The organism is Chromobacterium sp. ATCC 53434 (assembly GCF_002848345.1).
In the GTDB taxonomy this organism is placed as follows: domain Bacteria; phylum Pseudomonadota; class Gammaproteobacteria; order Burkholderiales; family Chromobacteriaceae; genus Chromobacterium.
Genome location: NZ_CP025429.1, coordinates 2,992,676 through 3,008,622 on the forward strand (window position 1 = coordinate 2,992,676; position 15,947 = coordinate 3,008,622).

Genomic DNA, 15,947 nt, shown 5'->3' on the forward strand with positions numbered 1-15,947 from the left:
GAATCACCAAGGCCTACGCCCTCCGCCTTGCATCTGGCCTGCGGGCTGGGCTGCGCTGCTCGGAGAAAGATCGTAAACAGGCTCTAACGCCGGGACAAGAAAAAAGCGGACCGGAGTCCGCTTTCGCATCGAGAGGGAGGCCGTCGCTCAGTTGGCGCCGCAGCAGGCCTTGTACTTCTTGCCGCTGCCGCACGGGCACTGGTCGTTGCGGCCCACCTTGTCGCCGTCGCGGCGCACCGTCACCGGCGCCTGCCCCTTGGCGCGCCAGTAGCCGTACACCGCGGCCAGCGCGTCGCCGAGCTCTTCCTTGTAGCCGTCGACCTCTTCGTCGGTGAAGGTCAGCAGGTCTTCGCCGCCTTCCTCGTCCTCGAAGGCGCCGCCCAGCACCAGCATCGGCATCATCAGGCTTTCGAAGCCCTCGTCCTCCTCGGCGACCTCGAACCAGTCGGTATCGACCAGGTCGAGCGCGTACAGGTAGGCGTTGGCCCACGGCCAGTAGTCCGGCGCGCCCTCTTCCTCTTCGCTGTCTTCCTCGGCGTACAGGATCAGGTCCAGCTCGTCGCCGGCGGCCAGCGCGGCGCGGATGCTGTCGAACAGCTTCTGCAGCAGCGCCGCCAGCTCGGCCTCGTCCTCGGCATTCTCGAAGGCCGGCGCGTCGCCCAGCACTTCCGGCAGCCAGAAATCGGCATCCACCTGGTCCGGGCCGCTGGACAGCGCGGCGAAGAAGCCCTGCACTTCGTCCGGACGCATGGTGCTGCCGCTGGCCGACAACGGCGTCAGCAGCGTTTCGAGACGGGTCAGGTCTGCATCGTTGAAAGCGGTCACGGTCATGGTGTCATTCCTCTGGATCAATCAGTCTGGCGGCATTGTAAGCCAAAAGCGCCGCACCGAGCGGGCATTTCACGCGCGGATTTGTCCGCGCTCAGACGGTCTCTTCGCCGGCCAGCCCCAGTTTTTGCAGCATCTTCTGCCGCATCATGTACTTCTGGATCTTGCCGGTGACCGTCATCGGAAAACCGTCGACGAACTCGATGTAACGCGGAATCTTGTAATGCGCGATATTGCCCCGGCAGAAGTCGCGGATCTCGTCGCCGCTGGCGGCCTCGCCGTCGCGCAGCCGGATCCAGGCGCACAACTCCTCGCCGTAGCGCGCGTCCGGCACGCCTATCACCTGCACCTCCAGTATCTTCGGATGGCGGTAGAGGAATTCCTCGATCTCGCGCGGGTAGATGTTTTCGCCGCCGCGGATCACCATGTCCTTGACCCGGCCGACGATGTTGACGGCGCCGTTGTCGCGCATCGTCGCCAGGTCGCCGCTGTGCATCCAGCCGGCCTCGTCGATGGCGGCGGCGCTCATCTCCCGATCGCCCCAGTAGCCCAGCATCACCGAATAGCCGCGCACGCACAGCTCGCCGCTTTGGCCCCGCGGCGCGATGCGGCCGTCGGCGTCGATTATCTTCACCTCCACGTGCGGATGGACGAAGCCGACGCTGCCGACCCTGAGCTCCAGTGGCGTGTCGACGGCGCTTTGCAGGCTGACCGGGCTGGTCTCGGTCATGCCGTAGCAGATGGTCAGCTCGGCCATGTGCATCCGCGCCACCACCTTGCGCATCACCTCCATCGGGCACGGGCTGCCGGCCATGATGCCGGTGCGCAGGCTGGACAGGTCGAAGCCGGCGAAGTCCGGGTGGTCCAGCATGGCGATGAACATCGTCGGCACGCCGTGCAAGGCGGTGCAGCGCTCCTCCGCCACCGCCTCCAGCACCGCCAGCGCGTCGAAGCCCTCGGCCGGGAACACCATCGCCGCGCCGTGGCACAGGCAGCACAGCGAGCCCATCACCATGCCGAAGCAATGGTACAGCGGCACCGGGATGCACAGCCTGTCGTCGGGGCCCAGCCGCATCGCGTCGCCGACGAAGAAAGCATTGTTCAGGATGTTGTGGTGCGACAGCGTCGCGCCCTTCGGATGGCCGGTGGTGCCGGAGGTGAACTGGATATTGACCGGCAGATCGAACTGCAGCGTCTCGCCCAGCGCCTGCAGCGCGGCCAGTTCGCCCGGCTCCACGTCCGCCTCCAGCGCCGAGAACGGCAGCATGCCCGGCGCCGCCGCCTCGCCCATCGCCACCACCCAACGCAGGCCGGGCAGCCTCTCCGCCATCAGCTCGCCCGGGCGGCAGGCGTCCAGCTCCGGCGCCAGCTCGCGGATCATGCCGACGTAGTCGCTGCTCTTGAAGCCCGGCGCCAGCACCAGCGCGCGGCAATCGACCTTGTTCAGCGCGTATTCCAGTTCGGCGCGGCGGTAGGCCGGATTGATGTTGACCAGCACCAGGCCGGCCTTGGCCGCGGCGAACTGCATCAACACCCATTCGACGCGGTTCTGCGACCAGATGCCGACCCGATCGCCGGGATTCAAGCCCAGGCGCAGCAGGCCGCAGGCGACGCGGTCCACCCGGCGCCTCAGTTCGGCATAGCTCCAGCTGACGTCCTGGTGGCGCACCCGCAGCGCCTGCCGCGCGGCGTGGCGCTCACAGGCCTGATCGAAAAAACGTCCTATGGTCAGACCGATCAGCGGCTGGCTGCCGGCGCCGCTGGCATAGCTGGGTTCGGACATCGGACGGCTCCCTAATTATTTGCGACGATATCCAGGTTGACGATTACGTAAACGTAAATCAAGCTTTCATCAGTTGGCGTGGGAAAAACGCTACAATCGCCGCCTGCAAGAGCCTGTTCAAAGTCTTTTTGCGGCAGCGGCCGTTTTCTGCCGGATGCAGGGCGTCCAAAGCGGCCCGCCGCAGCGTCACTCACGGCAAGGGTGGTTTGCCAAAGCCCTGCGCCGACAGAAAACGGCCCCGGAAGCAGCTGTTCACAAAAAGACTTTGAACAGACTCTAAGGAAAACATCATGAATGCTGCCGAATTTTTCACCATCTCCGACCTGGCGCGCGAATTCGACGTCACCTTGCGCACAATACGCTTCTACGAGGAACAGGGCCTGATCGAGCCTGCCCGCGACGGCCGCCAGCGCCTGTTCACGCGGCGCGACCGCGCGCGGCTGAGGCTGATCCTGCGCGGCAAGCGCATCGGCCTGTCGCTGGCCGAAATCCGCGAAATCATCGATCTGTACCAGCGGGCCCACGACGAGGCCAGCCAGTCGCAGATGCTGCTGGACCTGCTGCAGGCCCGTCGCCGCCAGTTGGAGGCGCAGCGCCAGGACATCGACGCCGTGCTGGACGAAATCGGCACGCTGGAGGCGCATTGCCGCAGCGTGATCGCCGCCGCCTGACGGCGACATTATTGCATTGTCATTGCCGGCTTGGCAAAATGGCCCTCCGACCCGCGGAGCCGCCACCATGCCCAGCCCCTACACCACTCCGTTCACCCTGCAGCCGCTGACGGCCGAGCGCGGCGAAGACTTCTGGCGCGTCAGCGACAGCGTCGCGCGCGAGCGCCGCTATCTGTGCTGGCACGAGATTCCGGCCGAGCTGTCGGCCGCCTACGTCCGCAGCCAGCTTGAACAGGAGGCGCCGCACCTGCTGCTGCTGGACGGCGGACAGGTGGTCGGCTGGTGCGACGTCGCGCCGCACCCGCGTCCGGCGCATAGCCACCGCGGCACGCTGGGCATGGGCCTGCTGCCCAGCCATCGCGGCATGGGCCTGGGCGGCTGGCTGCTGGAGAACACGCTGGCGCAGGCCGAACGCCGCGGCTACCACCGCGTCGAGCTGACGGTGCGGGCCGACAACGAGCACGCGATACGGCTGTACCAGCGCCACGGCTTCCAGACCGAGGGCCGCCAGCGCGACGCCGTCCGGATGGACGGCTTCCACGATCTGCTGCTGATGGCCAGGCTGCGCGCCCCCAGCTGAGCGCTCAGGCGCGCCCGCCTCGCGCCGGCGCCGCGCCGCTCCACTGCACGGCCAGCACGCTGGCCAGCACCACCGCCATCCCAAGCAGCGATTGCGCCGACAAGGTCTGGCCCAGCAGCGCCCAGCCCAGGATCACCGCCGTCAGCGGGCTGAGCAGGCCCAGCGACGACACCGCCACCGGCGACAGGCGCGCGATGCCGCGAAACCACAGCAGATAGGCCAGCAGCGCGCCGAACAGCGCCAGATAGCCGTAGCCGGCCAGCTGCGTCCAGCCCAGCCGCGGCAGCGGCGGGTCGATCACCAGCGCCAGCGGCAGCAACATCAGTCCCCCCAGCGCCAGCTGCCAGCCGGTCAGCGCCGTCAGCGGGGCGGACAAGCGCCAGCGCCGGATCAGATACGTGCCGCAGGCCATCGAAACCGCGCCGCCGAAAGCCGCCAGCATGCCCAGGCCGTCCCAGCGCGAGCCCGGCGACAGCAGCAGCGCCCCCATGCCGGCCACGCCGAGCAGGCTGGCCCACAAGGCCATCGCCGCCGGACGGCGGCTGTCCAGCCGCCAGGCCAGCGCCATCACCAACAGCGGCTGGCAGGCGCCCACCACCGCGGCCAGGCCGCCCGGCAGCCGGTAGGCGGCGACGAACAACAGCGCCTGGAAGGCGCCGATATTCAGCGCCGACAGAATCAGCAGCCGGCTCCACTCGGACGCGCGCGGGCGCCATCGACCCATCCACACCAATAGCAGGCCCGCCGGCAGCACCCGCAGCAAGGCGGCGGTGAACGGTCTGTCCGGCGGCAGCAACTGAGTGGTGACGATATAGGTGGAACCCCAGATCACCGGCGTCAGCGCGGTCAGCAACACATCGCGCCAGCGGGCGGTTTCGATTTTTTCAGACATGGGCAATCCTTCCGCTTCAGCTTATAATCAGACTCAACTAGCTTGAATTCAAGATAATATTTATCTCGAATTCAAGGCAAAAAAAATCTTGAAATCAAGATAAGGAGACGGCATGAGCGATGCGATGCCCGGCGACGCGGTGGACCGCATACTCGAGCAATGGGCGCGCGAGCGCCCGGACCTGGACGTCAGTCCGATGGGCGTGATCGGCCGGCTCAGCCGCTGCGCCGCGCTGTTATCGCAGCGGCTGGACGGCGTGTTCGCCGAATACGGCCTCAGCGGCTGGGAATTCGACGTGCTGGCCACGCTGCGCCGCGCCGGCAAGCCCTACCAGCTGGCGCCGACCGACTTGTTCTCGTCGCTGATGGTCACCTCGGGTACGATGACCCACAGGCTGAAGGTGCTGGAGGGCAAGGGCTGGATCGTCCGCGAGGCCTGCAGCCAGGATGCCCGCAGCACGCTGGTGCGGCTCAGCGCCGACGGCCTGGCTCTGGTGGAGCGCGCGCTGGAAGGCCACGTCGCCAACGAACACGCTATCCTGTCGGCGCTGCCGGCCCGCAGCGTGGACGCGCTGGAGAGGCGGCTGGCGGAATTGCTGGCCGCGCTGGAAGCCCCGCCAGCGCGCTGATCGCGTCTCGCGCGGCGCTATTTATGTTTTTGGCATTTCCAGGCAAAGTATCGACGCCGCCATGACTCCAAGGAGAAACGCATGAACCGTCCCGTCCTCAAGCTGTACGACTTCGTTCTGTCCGGCCACAGCCACCGCGCGCGCCTGATGCTGGCGCTGCTGGGCCTGGAATACGAGGCCATCCCGGTCAACCTGGCCGCCGGCGAGCACAAGCAGCCGGACTTCCTCGCGCTCAACCGCTTCGGCCAGATTCCGGTGCTGGTCGACGGCGACGAGGTGATCGCCGACTCCAACGCCATCCTGGTCTACCTGGCGCGCCGCTACGGCCACGGCGACTGGCTGCCGTCCGACCCGGTCCGCGAGGCCAGGGTCCAACGCTGGCTGTCCGTCGCCGCCGGCCCGCTGGCTTTCGGCCCCGCCCAGGCCCGGTTGCACAAATGGCGCGGCGTGCCGCTGGACTACGAATTGGCCGTCGGCCGCGCCAAGGCGCTGTTCCAGGTGATGGAGCAGGAACTGGCCGAGCGCCCCTTCCTGGCCGGCGACGCCGCCACCATCGCCGACGTCGCGCTGTACACCTACACCGCCCACGCGCCGGAAGGCGAGATCCCGCTGGAGCCGTATCCGCATGTCCGCGCCTGGCTGGCCCGCGTCGAGGCGCTGCCCGGCTTCCTGGCGATGCCGGCCGCCAAGCCCTGACAATGTCCGACACCCGCCCCGCCGCCTCGCCCTGGCATCCCGGCGAAATGGAGATGCAGCGCCGCGCCGGCAGCCAGGAAAAGATGGCTGTCGCCGGTCCGCGCGCCATCCGCGACCACATGCCGGAACAACACCGCGACTTCTTCCGCCAGCTGCCCTTCATCGTGATGGCGGCGGTGGACGAGGCCGGCAGGCCGTGGGCGGGCATCGTCGAAGGCCGGCCCGGCTTTGTCGACTCCCCCGATCCGCGCGGCCTTCGCGTCGCCGCCCTGCCCAGCCCGGCCGACCCGCTGCGCGACTGCCTGCGGCCCGGCGCGGCGGTGGGCCTGCTCGGCATCGAGCTGCACAGCCGCCGCCGCAACCGGATGAACGGCGAGCTGACCATGCTCGACGACGGCGGCTTCTCCGTCGCCGTCGCCCAGTCCTTCGGCAACTGTCCCAAATACATCCAGCTGCGCGAGGCCGAGTTCTCCCGCGAACCGGGGCCGCGCATCCTCGGTTCGGTCGAATGGATGAGCGAACTGGACGACGACGCCCGCGCCGCCATCGCCGCCGCCGACACCTGCTTCGTCGCCAGCGCCTGGCCCGGCGACGCCGAGCGGCCCGGCTGGCAGGTCGACGCCTCGCACCGCGGCGGCAAGCCCGGCTTCGTCAAAGTGGACGGCGACACGCTGACCTTCCCGGACTTCGCCGGCAACGGCTATTTCAACACGCTGGGCAATCTGCTGGCCCACCCGCTCGCCGGCCTGCTCTTCGTCGACTTCGCCAGCGGCGACACGCTGCAGCTGGCCGGCCGCGCCCGGCTGTCGGACAGCGACGCGGCCCCGGCCTTCGCCGGCGCCGAACGCTTGTGGACCTTCAGGGTGACCCGCGCGGTGCGCCGCCGCAACGCGCTGGCGCTGCGCTGGACGCTGCGCGAATACTCGCCATCCTCGCTGGCCACCGGCGCCTGGCCCGGACAGGCGCCGGCGCGGCAATGGCTGCCGCTGCGCGTTGGCCGCGTCGAGGACGAAAGCGCTTCGGTCAGGTCCATCTACCTGGCGCCGGCCGACGGCTCGGCGCCGCCGCCGTTCGCGGCCGGCCAGCACCTGAGCCTGAAGGTGGTCGGCGTCGACGGCGCGCGCTTGCGCAACTACACGCTGTCGCAGACCGGCGGCTATCGCATCAGCGTCAAGCGCCAGGGCAAGGCGTCCGACCGGCTGCACCAGCTGGCGCCCGGCGACGTCGTCGAGGCGCTGCCGCCGCGCGGCGACTTCACGCTGGCCCGCGCCGACCGCCCGCTGACGCTGTTGGCCGGCGGCATAGGCATCACGCCGCTGCTGGCGATGCTGCACCAATTAAGCGAGAACCCGGCGGCGATGCCGGCCACGCTGCTGGTCTACGCCACCGCCACCGTCGCCGAACGCGCCTTCGACGCGGAGCTGGAGACGCTGCGGGCCGGCTCCGGCGGCCGCCTGCGCATCGTGACCGCCGCCAGCCGGCCGGAAACCGGCCGCCGCCCCGGCGTCGACTACCAGCACGCGGGTCGCGTCGACATCGAACTATTGCGCCGATCCGGCGCCGACCTCGCCGGCGACTTCTACCTGTGCGGTCCGGCCGGCTTCATGCAGGCGCTGTACGAGCAGCTGACCGCCGCCGGCGTCGACGACGAAAACATCCACGCCGAAGCCTTCGGCCCGGCCGGCCTGAGACGCGCCGGCCATGACGGGCAAACGCTGCCGCCGCCGGCCGAACACGCGGTGCCGGTCCGCTTCTCGACCTCGGCCGTCGACGCCGAATGGCAGCCCGGCCAGAGCCTGCTGGAGTTGGCCGAGTCCTGCGGCCTGAACCCGGACTTCAGCTGCCGGGCCGGCACTTGCGGCAGCTGCCGCGCCGTCCTGCTGTCCGGCCGGACCACCTATCTGCAGCCGCCCGAGTACCCGGTCCGGGACGGCGAGATCCTGCTGTGCTGCGCCTATCCGGCCGAGGGAAGCCCGCCGCTGCAGATACAGGACTAGCGCGGCCATGCCGCCGGTCTTTTCTGCCGCCGCGGGCTGGCCCCACCGCCGCCATGGCTTAAAATAGCGTCAACATTGACGCTTGCTGGCCGCCCCCCGACGGCGCGCCCGCCTTCCTATGACCGAAAACCCCAATATGCTGCTGCTCGCGGTGTTCGAGCGCGCCGCGCTGATGCTGATGGCGCTGTTCTTCCTGACCCGGCTGCGGCCGTTCCAGTCGCTGCTGCGCCAGCAGGCCCACCGCCCGGCCGAGCTGGCCGCCGTGTCGCTGCTGTTCTGCCTGTTTGCCGTGTTCAGCACCTATACCGGCATTCCGGTGGACGGCTCGCTGGTCAACGTCCGCACCATCGCCATCCTGGCCGGCGGCATCCTGTTCGGCCCCTGGGTCGGCATTCCGGCCGGCGTCGTCTCCGGCCTGCACCGCTACCTGATAGACATCCACGGCTACACCTCGCTGCCCTGCCTGATCTCCAGCATCTGCGCCGGCCTGTTGTCGGCCGTGATCCATTTCCGCGCCGGCCGCCGCCGGCTGTGGCTGTACGGCGTCGCCGCCGGCATCGCCTGCGAGAGCCTGACGATGGCGCTGATCCTGTGCCTCACCGAGCCGGCCGTCGGCCAGGCCATCGTCGGCCACATCGCCTACCCGATGATCACCGGCACCGTCTGCATCGGCCTGATCATCAAGCTGGTGCAGGACCTTGACGACGAAAAGGAATTGCTGGCGGCGCGCCAGGCCAAGCTGGCCCTGACCATCGCCAACCGCACCCTGCCCTATTTCCAGAACGTGGACCGCGACGCGCTGATCGAGGTGTGCACGGTGATACGCAACCATATCGGCGCCGACGCGGTGGCCATCACCGACACCCGCGACGTGCAGGCCTACGTCGGCCTGGGCAAGGACTACTACGAGCCGGCCGACCACTCCGCCATCGGCGAAATCACCCGTCGCGCGGTGCTCGAGGACGCGATCATCATCGAGAACGACCTGCGCCAGTACCGGGTGGCCGACTTCCACTCGGTCATCATCATCCCGCTGCGCGAAAACGGCCGCGTCACCGGCACGCTGAAAATCTTCTTCCGCCAGAGCGGCGGCATCACCGGCTCCTTGCGCGAGCTGGCCGTCGGCCTGTCGCAGCTGATCTCCACCCAGATGGAAGCGTCGCGGATCAAGCAGTTGCAGGAGATGACGCGCAGGGCCGAGTTCGCCGCGCTGCAGAGCAAGATCAATCCGCACTTCCTGTTCAACGCGCTGAACGCCATCTCGTCGCTGATCCGCATCCGCCCTGCCGACGCGCGCCAGCTGATCGCCCAGCTGGCCGACTACCTGCGCTACAACCTGGCGCTGGGAGACACCTTGATAGACATCCGCGAGGAGCTGAAACAGGTGCGCGACTACGTGGCGATCGAACAGGCGCGCTTCGGCGACAAGCTGTCCGTCGTCTTCGACGTCGACGAGGTCAGCGTCCGCGTGCCCAGCCTGCTGCTGCAACCGTTGGTGGAGAACGCCATCCTGCACGGCATCCAGCCGCGCAAGGAGCCGGGCGAGGTGCGCATCGCGGTGAAGAAACTGGCCGACCGCATCCGCGTGTCGGTGCGCGACACCGGCTACGGCATTAGCCAGGACGTGATAAACGGCATCGCCGACGGCAAGGTGGAAAGCCGCAGCATAGGCCTGTCCAACGTCAACGAGCGGATCAAGCTGTTGTACGGCGCCGGCCTGACGCTGGCCCGGCTGGAGCCCGGCACCGAAGTCAGTTTCGAGTTGCCGCTGGAGGATGCCGCATGCTGAAGGCGCTGATCGTCGAGGACGAATACCTGGCGCGCGAGGAGCTGGCCTATCTGATCCGCGAGCACAGCTCGATCGAGATCGCCGCCAGCGTCGAGGACGGGCTGGAAGCGTTCAAATTCCTGCAGGAGCGCGATGTCGACGTGGTCTTCCTCGACATCAACATCCCGTCGATAGACGGCCTGCTCTTGGCCAAGAACCTGCACAAGACCGCGCGGCCGCCGCGCATCGTCTTCGTCACCGCCTACAAGGAGTTCGCGGTGGACGCCTTCGAGGTGGAGGCCTTCGACTACATCCTCAAGCCGTACAACGAGGCCCGCATCATCGGCCTGCTGCGCAAGCTGGAGGCGCTGGAGCCGCCGACGGCCCCGGCCGCGCCCGCCGCCGCCGACAACGCGCCCCGCACCGTCAACCTGGCCAAGGGCGACAGCATCATCGTCACGCCCTGCGACGACATCTACTACGTCGAGGCCGACGAAAAGGTCACCCTGGTCTACACCGCGCACGACCGCTACGTGATGGCGATGAGCATCAGCGAGTTCGTGTCGCGGCTGCCGGCCGACAGCTTCTTCCGCTGCCACCGCTCGTTCTGCGTCAACATCCACAAGATCCGCGAAATCGCGCCGTGGCAGAACAGCACCTACATCATCAAGCTGTACGAGCTGAAGGCGGAAATCCCGGTCAGCCGCAGCAATATCAAGGCGTTCAGGCAGCTGATGCACCTCTGATTGCAGTTCATTCCGCGCGGCCTGCATTTCATTCCCGGACCGCGCCGCCTTTATAAGCGCGGGCTTATAGTCATGCCAATAGTCATGATTCTTAAGCGAGCAGCGCCATGAAGGCCCCAAGCAACGCCATCCGCTACCGTACCCTGGCCGGTACCGTCATCACCCAGTTCGCGCTGGGTTCCGTCTACACCTGGAGTCTGTTCAACGCCCAGCTGTCGCACAAGCTCTCCGAGCCGGTCAGCCAGGTGGCCTTCGCCTTCGGCCTGCTCAGCCTCGCGCTGGCGGTGGCGTCGTCGATGGCCGGCAAGCTGCAGGAGCGCTTCGGCGTGCGCAAGGTGGCCGTCGCTTCCGGCCTGATGCTGGGCCTGGGCTTCTACCTGACCTCGCACGCCGATAATCTGATCATGCTTTACCTGTGCGCCGGCCTGTTGGTCGGTTTCGCCGACGGCGCGGGCTATCTGATGTCGCTGTCCAACTGCGTCAAGTGGTTTCCGGAGCGCAAGGGCCTGATCTCCGCCTGCGCGATAGGCGCCTACGGCCTGGGCAGCCTGGGTTTCAAATTCATCAATCTGGCGCTGCTGTCGCGCTTCAGCCTGGAAGCCACTTTCCAGCTGTGGGGCCTGATCGCGATGGCCATGGTGGTGGCCGGCGCCTTGCTGATGACCGACGCCCCGCGGCAGCCGGCCGCGGCGCAGGCCGGCGGCGGCCGCGACTACACGCTGGCCGAGGCGATGCGCCAGCCGCAATACTGGATGCTGGCGCTGATGTTCCTGACCGTCTGCATGAGCGGCCTGTACGTGATAGGCGTGGCCAAGGACATCGGCGAGAGCTTCGTCCACCTGTCGGCCGCCACCGCCGCCAACGCCGTCGCGGTGATCGCCGTCGCCAATCTGTCCGGCCGCCTGACGCTGGGCGTGCTGTCCGACAGAATGCCGCGCATCCGCGTCATCACCATCGCCCAGCTCGCCGCGCTGGCCGGCATGCTGACGCTGTTGTTCGCCCCGCTGAACGCCGGCCTGTTCTTCGCCGCCATCGCCTGCATCGCCTTCAGCTTCGGCGGCACCATCACCGTCTACCCGTCGCTGGTCAGCGATTTCTTCGGCCTGAACAACCTGACCAAGAACTACGGCGTGATCTACCTGGGCTTCGGCATAGGCAGCATCGTCGGCTCCATCGTCGCCTCGCTGTTCGGCGGCTTCCTCGCCACCTTCCACCTGATCCTGGCGCTGCTGATCGTCGCGCTGCTGTTCTCGCTGACGATACGCCGGCCGGGCGCGGCCGAAGCCAAGAAGGAAGACTTCGACGCCGAGCCGCACCTGGGCAAGGCCTGAGCTGCTGCTCCTCCAAATAAGACAAAGCCCCCGGATTCGGGGGCTTTTCGCATGCCAGGGCTTGGCGCCGCGCCGGCACAACGCAGGATCGGGATTTTTGTCAGCGCCGCTTGGCCAGCCAGATGTCCAACTGGCGGGCGAAGGCCTGCCTGTCCGCCTGGCTCAGCGGCGGCGGGCCCTCGGTCTGCACGCCGCTGGCGCGCAGATTGTCCATGAAGTCGCGCATCGTCAGCTGGGCGGCGATGGTTTCCTTGGAGAAGGCGTCGCCGCGCCAGTTCAGCGCCTGCGCGCCCTTGGCCAGCACCTCGGCCGCCAGCGGGATGTCGCCGGTGATCAGCAGATCGTCCGGCGCGATGCGGCGGGCGATCTCGTTGTCGGCCACATCGAAGCCCTTCGGCACCTGCATGGCCCGGATATTGGGCGCCTTCGGCACCGTCAGCAGCTGGTTGGCGACGAACACCAGCTCCGCGCCGGTGCGTTGCGCGGCCCGGCACAGCACCTCCCGTATCACCTTGGGACAGGCGTCGGCGTCTACCCAGATCGTCATCTCGTCTTCTTTCGCTATCTACAGGCCGCCATGATACCCGCCAATGCCGGCGGCCGTATCGACAGGCGCCGGTCGTTCACTGCCGCCAGCGGGCCGCCTCGCCGGTTTCCGCCATGACTTCATATTGACGTTTACGTAAACGTAAGTGATGATACGATCATCAGGCGCCGCCAGCCGCGCCGCACGCCCAACGAGGAGAACATCATGTACAGCAGCCTGCGCTTCGCCTTCGGCGAGACTTACGACCTCCTGCGCGAATCGGTGCGCGACTTCGCCGAACGCGAAATCGCCCCGCGCGCCGCCGCCATCGACCAGGACAATCTGTTTCCGGCCGATCTGTGGCGCAAGTTCGGCGAGCTGGGCCTGTTGGGCATCACCGTTAGCGAGCAGTACGGCGGCGTGGACATGGGCTACCTCGCCCACATGATCGCGATGGAAGAGATCAGCCGCGCCAGCGCCTCGGTGGGCCTGTCCTACGGCGCGCACTCCAATCTCTGCGTCAACCAGATCTACAAGAACGGCAACGACGCCCAGCGCGCCAAGTATCTGCCCAAGCTGATCTCCGGCGAGCACGTAGGCGCCTTGGCAATGTCCGAGCCCAACGCCGGCTCCGACGTGGTCAGCATGAAGCTCAGGGCCGACAAGACCGACGGCGGCTATCTGCTCAACGGCAGCAAGATGTGGATCACCAACGGCGGCGACGCCAGCACGCTGGTGGTCTACGCCAAGACCGACGTCAACGCCGGCCCCAAGGGCATCACCGCCTTCATCGTCGAGAAGGGCTTTGCCGGCTTCTCCCACGGCAGTAAGCTGGACAAGCTGGGCATGCGCGGCTCCAACACCTACCCGATCTTCTTCGACAACTGTTTCGTGCCCGACGAAAACGTGCTGGGCGGCGAAGGCAACGGCGTCAAGGTGCTGATGAGCGGCCTCGACTACGAACGCTCGGTGCTGGCCGCCGGCCCGCTGGGCATCATGCAGGCCAGCCTGGACATCGTCGTGCCCTATCTGAACGACCGCACCCAGTTCGGCCAGCCCATCGGCGACTTCCAGCTGATGCAGGGCAAGCTGGCCGACATGTACGTCAAGCTGTCGGCCAGCCGCGCCTACGTCTACGCCGTCGGCCAGGCGCTGGACCGCGGCGAGACCGGCCGCCAGACCCGCAAGGACGCCGCCGGCGCCATCCTGTACGCCGCCGAGAACGCCACCCAGCTGGCGCTGGACGCGATCCAGTGCCTGGGCGGCAACGGCTACATCAATGAATACGCGACCGGCCGCCTGCTGCGCGACGCCAAGCTGTACGAAATCGGCGCCGGCACCAGCGAGATCCGCCGCTGGCTCATAGGCCGCGAACTAATGGCCGAAACCCGTTGAGCGCGGCGGATAAAGGGGCCGATGCCGCGTTGCGCCGCCTGGCCGTACGATTTGTACTGTCTGCGGCGGCGCGCCTTGCCTCAGCCCCTTTCTCCACCACTCTCCGGCTTATCTCAGCAAAGTTAGAAGAAACCAGAACATGACCGCCGCCGAACGCATCGTCCAGGCTCAGCTAGACGCCTACAACGCCCGCAATCTCGAAGCCTTCGCCGCCTGCTACGCCGAGGACGTCAAGGTCTACCGCCTGCCGGCCATGACGCTGAGCCTGAATGGCCGCGCCGCGCTGGCCGACCACTACGCCAGCAAGCGCTTCAACCTACCCAGGCTGCACGCCGCGCTGCTGCACCGCATCGTCCAGGGCAGCCGCGTCATCGACCACGAGGACGTGACGCTGGACGGCGAAAACCGCCTGCGCGCGGTCGCCATCTACGACGTCAACGCCGATGGATTGATCGCCGCCGTCTGGTTCGTCGACGCCGAATGACAAGGTAAAACAACATGCCCATTCTCGAATCCAAACTGTCGCCGCGCGCCGCGGACTTCGTCGCCAACGCCGACAAGATGCGCGCGCTGGTCGACGATCTGAAACAGAAAGTCGCCAAGGCGGCGCTGGGCGGCGGCGACAAGGCGCGCGACAAGCACACCGCGCGCGGCAAGCTGCTGCCGCGCGATCGCATCGACCTGCTGCTGGACGCAGGTAGCCCCTTCCTGGAGCTGTCCCAGCTGGCCGCCTATGGCATGTATGGCGGCGACGCGCCCGGCGCCGGCATGATAGCCGGCATCGGCCGCATCAGCGGCGTCGACTGCCTGATCATCGCCAACGACGCCACCGTCAAGGGCGGCACCTACTACCCGATGACGGTGAAGAAGCATCTGCGCGCGCAGGAAATCGCCCGCGACAATCGCTTGCCCTGCGTCTACCTGGTGGATTCCGGCGGCGCCTTCCTGCCGCTGCAGGACGAGGTGTTCCCGGACAAGGAACACTTCGGCCGCATCTTCTACAACCAGGCCAATCTGTCGGCCGCCGGCATTCCGCAGATCGCCGTGGTGATGGGCAGCTGCACCGCCGGCGGCGCCTACGTGCCGGCGATGAGCGACGAAACCGTCATCGTCAAGGAACAGGGCACCATTTTCCTCGGCGGCCCGCCTCTGGTGCGCGCGGCCACCGGCGAGGTGGTCAGCGCCGAGGAATTGGGCGGCGGCGATGTACACACAAAAATCTCCGGCGTCGCCGACCACCTGGCGCAGACGGACGCGCACGCGCTGTCCATCGCCCGCCGCATCGTGTCGGACCTGAACTGGAAGAAACAGGGCGAGCTGGACCGCGCCGAGCCCAGACCGCCGCGCTACGCCGCGGAGGAAATCTACGGCGTGATCCCCGCCGATCCGAAAAAGCCGTTCGACGTGCGCGAGATCATCGCCCGACTGGTCGACGATTCCGACTTCGACGAGTTCAAGCAGAACTACGGGACCACGCTGATCACCGGCTTCGCCCGCCTGAACGGCTACCGCGTCGGCATCCTGGCCAACAACGGCATCCTGTTCAGCGAATCGGCGCTGAAGGGCGCCCACTTCGTCGAGCTGTGCTGCCAGCGCGGCATTCCGCTGGTCTTTCTCCAAAATATCACCGGCTTCATGGTGGGCAAGAAGTATGAAAACGGCGGCATCGCCAAGGACGGCGCCAAGCTGGTGACGGCGGTGGCCTGCGCCAAGGTGCCCAAGTTCACCGTGCTGATAGGCGGCAGCTTCGGCGCCGGCAACTACGGCATGTGCGGCCGCGCCTATTCGCCGCGCTTCCTGTGGATGTGGCCGAACAGCCGCATCTCGGTGATGGGCGGCGAGCAGGCCGCCGGCGTGCTGGCCCAGGTGAAGAAGGAACAGCTGGGCGACGCCTTCACGCCTGAGCAGGAAGAGGCGCTGAAAGCCCCGGTGCGCCAGCAGTACGAAGAACAGGGCCACCCGTACTACGCCAGCGCCCGCTTGTGGGACGACGGCGTGATCGACCCGGCCCAGACCCGCGACGTGCTGGCGCTGGCGCTGGAGGCCGCGCTGTCGGCGCCGGTCGAGGCGACCCGCTTCGGCGTGTTCCGGATGTAAGGAGCGGAT

At 67.4% G+C, this 15,947-nt stretch carries 15 protein-coding genes; 11 read left to right on the plus strand and 4 right to left on the minus strand.

Annotation, left to right across the window (positions count from 1 at the left end; all coding sequences use genetic code 11):
• Positions 1-147 precede the first annotated feature (147 nt).
• Positions 148-831, minus strand: coding sequence for a UPF0149 family protein (locus CXB49_RS13460; RefSeq protein ID WP_101708882.1), 684 nt, complete (start codon positions 829-831; stop codon positions 148-150).
• Positions 832-922: 91 nt separating this feature from the next.
• A complete protein-coding gene (locus CXB49_RS13465) occupies positions 923-2,611 on the minus strand; it encodes an AMP-binding protein (protein WP_101708883.1) in 1,689 nt (562 codons plus the stop codon).
• 290 nt (positions 2,612-2,901) lie between these two features.
• Here CXB49_RS13465 and CXB49_RS13470 point away from each other — a divergent pair, with 290 nt between their 5' ends.
• Both CXB49_RS13470 and CXB49_RS13475 read left to right on the plus strand, forming a co-directional pair.
• The gene (locus tag CXB49_RS13470; RefSeq protein WP_101708884.1) at positions 2,902-3,282 is read left to right on the plus strand and encodes a MerR family DNA-binding transcriptional regulator; all 381 of its coding nucleotides are present in this window, start codon (positions 2,902-2,904) and stop codon (positions 3,280-3,282) included.
• Between the two features lie 67 nt (positions 3,283-3,349).
• A complete protein-coding gene (locus tag CXB49_RS13475; protein WP_101708885.1) occupies positions 3,350-3,862 on the plus strand; it encodes a GNAT family N-acetyltransferase in 513 nt (170 codons plus the stop codon).
• Positions 3,863-3,866: 4 nt separating this feature from the next.
• On the opposite strand, the gene CXB49_RS13480 is transcribed toward CXB49_RS13475, so the two are convergent.
• On the minus strand, positions 3,867-4,754 hold the full coding sequence (locus CXB49_RS13480) for an EamA family transporter (protein WP_101708886.1): 888 nt from the start codon (positions 4,752-4,754) through the stop codon (positions 3,867-3,869).
• A 112-nt stretch (positions 4,755-4,866) separates the two neighbouring features.
• Here CXB49_RS13480 and CXB49_RS13485 point away from each other — a divergent pair, with 112 nt between their 5' ends.
• The 6 genes from CXB49_RS13485 to CXB49_RS13510 all read left to right on the plus strand — a co-directional run bounded on the left by CXB49_RS13485 (position 4,867) and on the right by CXB49_RS13510 (position 11,920).
• Positions 4,867-5,382 (plus strand): MarR family winged helix-turn-helix transcriptional regulator, encoded by a 516-nt coding sequence (locus CXB49_RS13485; RefSeq protein WP_101708887.1) that lies wholly within the window; start codon positions 4,867-4,869, stop codon positions 5,380-5,382.
• 81 nt (positions 5,383-5,463) lie between these two features.
• Positions 5,464-6,078, plus strand: coding sequence for a glutathione S-transferase family protein (locus tag CXB49_RS13490; RefSeq protein ID WP_101708888.1), 615 nt, complete (start codon positions 5,464-5,466; stop codon positions 6,076-6,078).
• Between the two features lie 2 nt (positions 6,079-6,080).
• Positions 6,081-8,075, plus strand: a complete 1,995-nt coding sequence (locus tag CXB49_RS13495; RefSeq protein WP_101708889.1) for a pyridoxamine 5'-phosphate oxidase family protein — start codon at positions 6,081-6,083, stop codon at positions 8,073-8,075.
• A 136-nt stretch (positions 8,076-8,211) separates the two neighbouring features.
• Positions 8,212-9,864, plus strand: coding sequence for a sensor histidine kinase (locus CXB49_RS13500; RefSeq protein WP_233492805.1), 1,653 nt, complete (start codon positions 8,212-8,214; stop codon positions 9,862-9,864).
• Positions 9,858-10,589: a LytTR family DNA-binding domain-containing protein gene (locus CXB49_RS13505; protein WP_101708890.1), complete on the plus strand. Its 732-nt coding sequence runs from the start codon at positions 9,858-9,860 to the stop codon at positions 10,587-10,589. The genes CXB49_RS13500 and CXB49_RS13505 overlap by 7 nt, the downstream gene beginning before the upstream one ends.
• A 107-nt stretch (positions 10,590-10,696) precedes the next feature.
• Entirely contained in the window at positions 10,697-11,920 is a 1,224-nt protein-coding gene (locus tag CXB49_RS13510; protein ID WP_101708891.1) for an MFS transporter, read from the plus strand.
• Between the two features lie 100 nt (positions 11,921-12,020).
• Here the strand turns inward: CXB49_RS13510 and CXB49_RS13515 are convergent, their stop codons facing one another.
• Positions 12,021-12,467: a YaiI/YqxD family protein gene (locus CXB49_RS13515; RefSeq protein WP_101708892.1), complete on the minus strand. Its 447-nt coding sequence runs from the start codon at positions 12,465-12,467 to the stop codon at positions 12,021-12,023.
• A 201-nt stretch (positions 12,468-12,668) separates the two neighbouring features.
• Here CXB49_RS13515 and CXB49_RS13520 point away from each other — a divergent pair, with 201 nt between their 5' ends.
• The 3 genes from CXB49_RS13520 to CXB49_RS13530 all read left to right on the plus strand — a co-directional run bounded on the left by CXB49_RS13520 (position 12,669) and on the right by CXB49_RS13530 (position 15,938).
• Positions 12,669-13,841: an isovaleryl-CoA dehydrogenase gene (locus CXB49_RS13520; protein ID WP_199406880.1), complete on the plus strand. Its 1,173-nt coding sequence runs from the start codon at positions 12,669-12,671 to the stop codon at positions 13,839-13,841.
• A 139-nt stretch (positions 13,842-13,980) separates the two neighbouring features.
• Positions 13,981-14,325 (plus strand): nuclear transport factor 2 family protein, encoded by a 345-nt coding sequence (locus CXB49_RS13525; protein ID WP_101708894.1) that lies wholly within the window; start codon positions 13,981-13,983, stop codon positions 14,323-14,325.
• A gap of 14 nt (positions 14,326-14,339) precedes the next feature.
• Positions 14,340-15,938 carry a carboxyl transferase domain-containing protein gene (locus tag CXB49_RS13530; protein ID WP_101708895.1) on the plus strand — a complete coding sequence of 533 codons (1,599 nt, stop codon included), beginning with the start codon at positions 14,340-14,342 and terminating at the stop codon, positions 15,936-15,938.
• Positions 15,939-15,947 lie beyond the last annotated feature (9 nt).

Coding starts and splice junctions, on each gene's coding strand:
- CXB49_RS13470 (WP_101708884.1), top strand. CDS start 2,902: ATGAATGCTGCCGAATTTTTCACCATCTCCGACCTGGCGCGCGAATTC.
- CXB49_RS13500 (WP_233492805.1), top strand. CDS start 8,212: ATGCTGCTGCTCGCGGTGTTCGAGCGCGCCGCGCTGATGCTGATGGCG.
- CXB49_RS13480 (WP_101708886.1), bottom strand. CDS start 4,754: ATGTCTGAAAAAATCGAAACCGCCCGCTGGCGCGATGTGTTGCTGACC.
- CXB49_RS13495 (WP_101708889.1), top strand. CDS start 6,081: ATGTCCGACACCCGCCCCGCCGCCTCGCCCTGGCATCCCGGCGAAATG.
- CXB49_RS13485 (WP_101708887.1), top strand. CDS start 4,867: ATGAGCGATGCGATGCCCGGCGACGCGGTGGACCGCATACTCGAGCAA.
- CXB49_RS13515 (WP_101708892.1), bottom strand. CDS start 12,467: ATGACGATCTGGGTAGACGCCGACGCCTGTCCCAAGGTGATACGGGAG.
- CXB49_RS13510 (WP_101708891.1), top strand. CDS start 10,697: ATGAAGGCCCCAAGCAACGCCATCCGCTACCGTACCCTGGCCGGTACC.
- CXB49_RS13530 (WP_101708895.1), top strand. CDS start 14,340: ATGCCCATTCTCGAATCCAAACTGTCGCCGCGCGCCGCGGACTTCGTC.
- CXB49_RS13525 (WP_101708894.1), top strand. CDS start 13,981: ATGACCGCCGCCGAACGCATCGTCCAGGCTCAGCTAGACGCCTACAAC.
- CXB49_RS13465 (WP_101708883.1), bottom strand. CDS start 2,611: ATGTCCGAACCCAGCTATGCCAGCGGCGCCGGCAGCCAGCCGCTGATC.
- CXB49_RS13475 (WP_101708885.1), top strand. CDS start 3,350: ATGCCCAGCCCCTACACCACTCCGTTCACCCTGCAGCCGCTGACGGCC.
- CXB49_RS13490 (WP_101708888.1), top strand. CDS start 5,464: ATGAACCGTCCCGTCCTCAAGCTGTACGACTTCGTTCTGTCCGGCCAC.
- CXB49_RS13505 (WP_101708890.1), top strand. CDS start 9,858: ATGCTGAAGGCGCTGATCGTCGAGGACGAATACCTGGCGCGCGAGGAG.
- CXB49_RS13460 (WP_101708882.1), bottom strand. CDS start 831: ATGACCGTGACCGCTTTCAACGATGCAGACCTGACCCGTCTCGAAACG.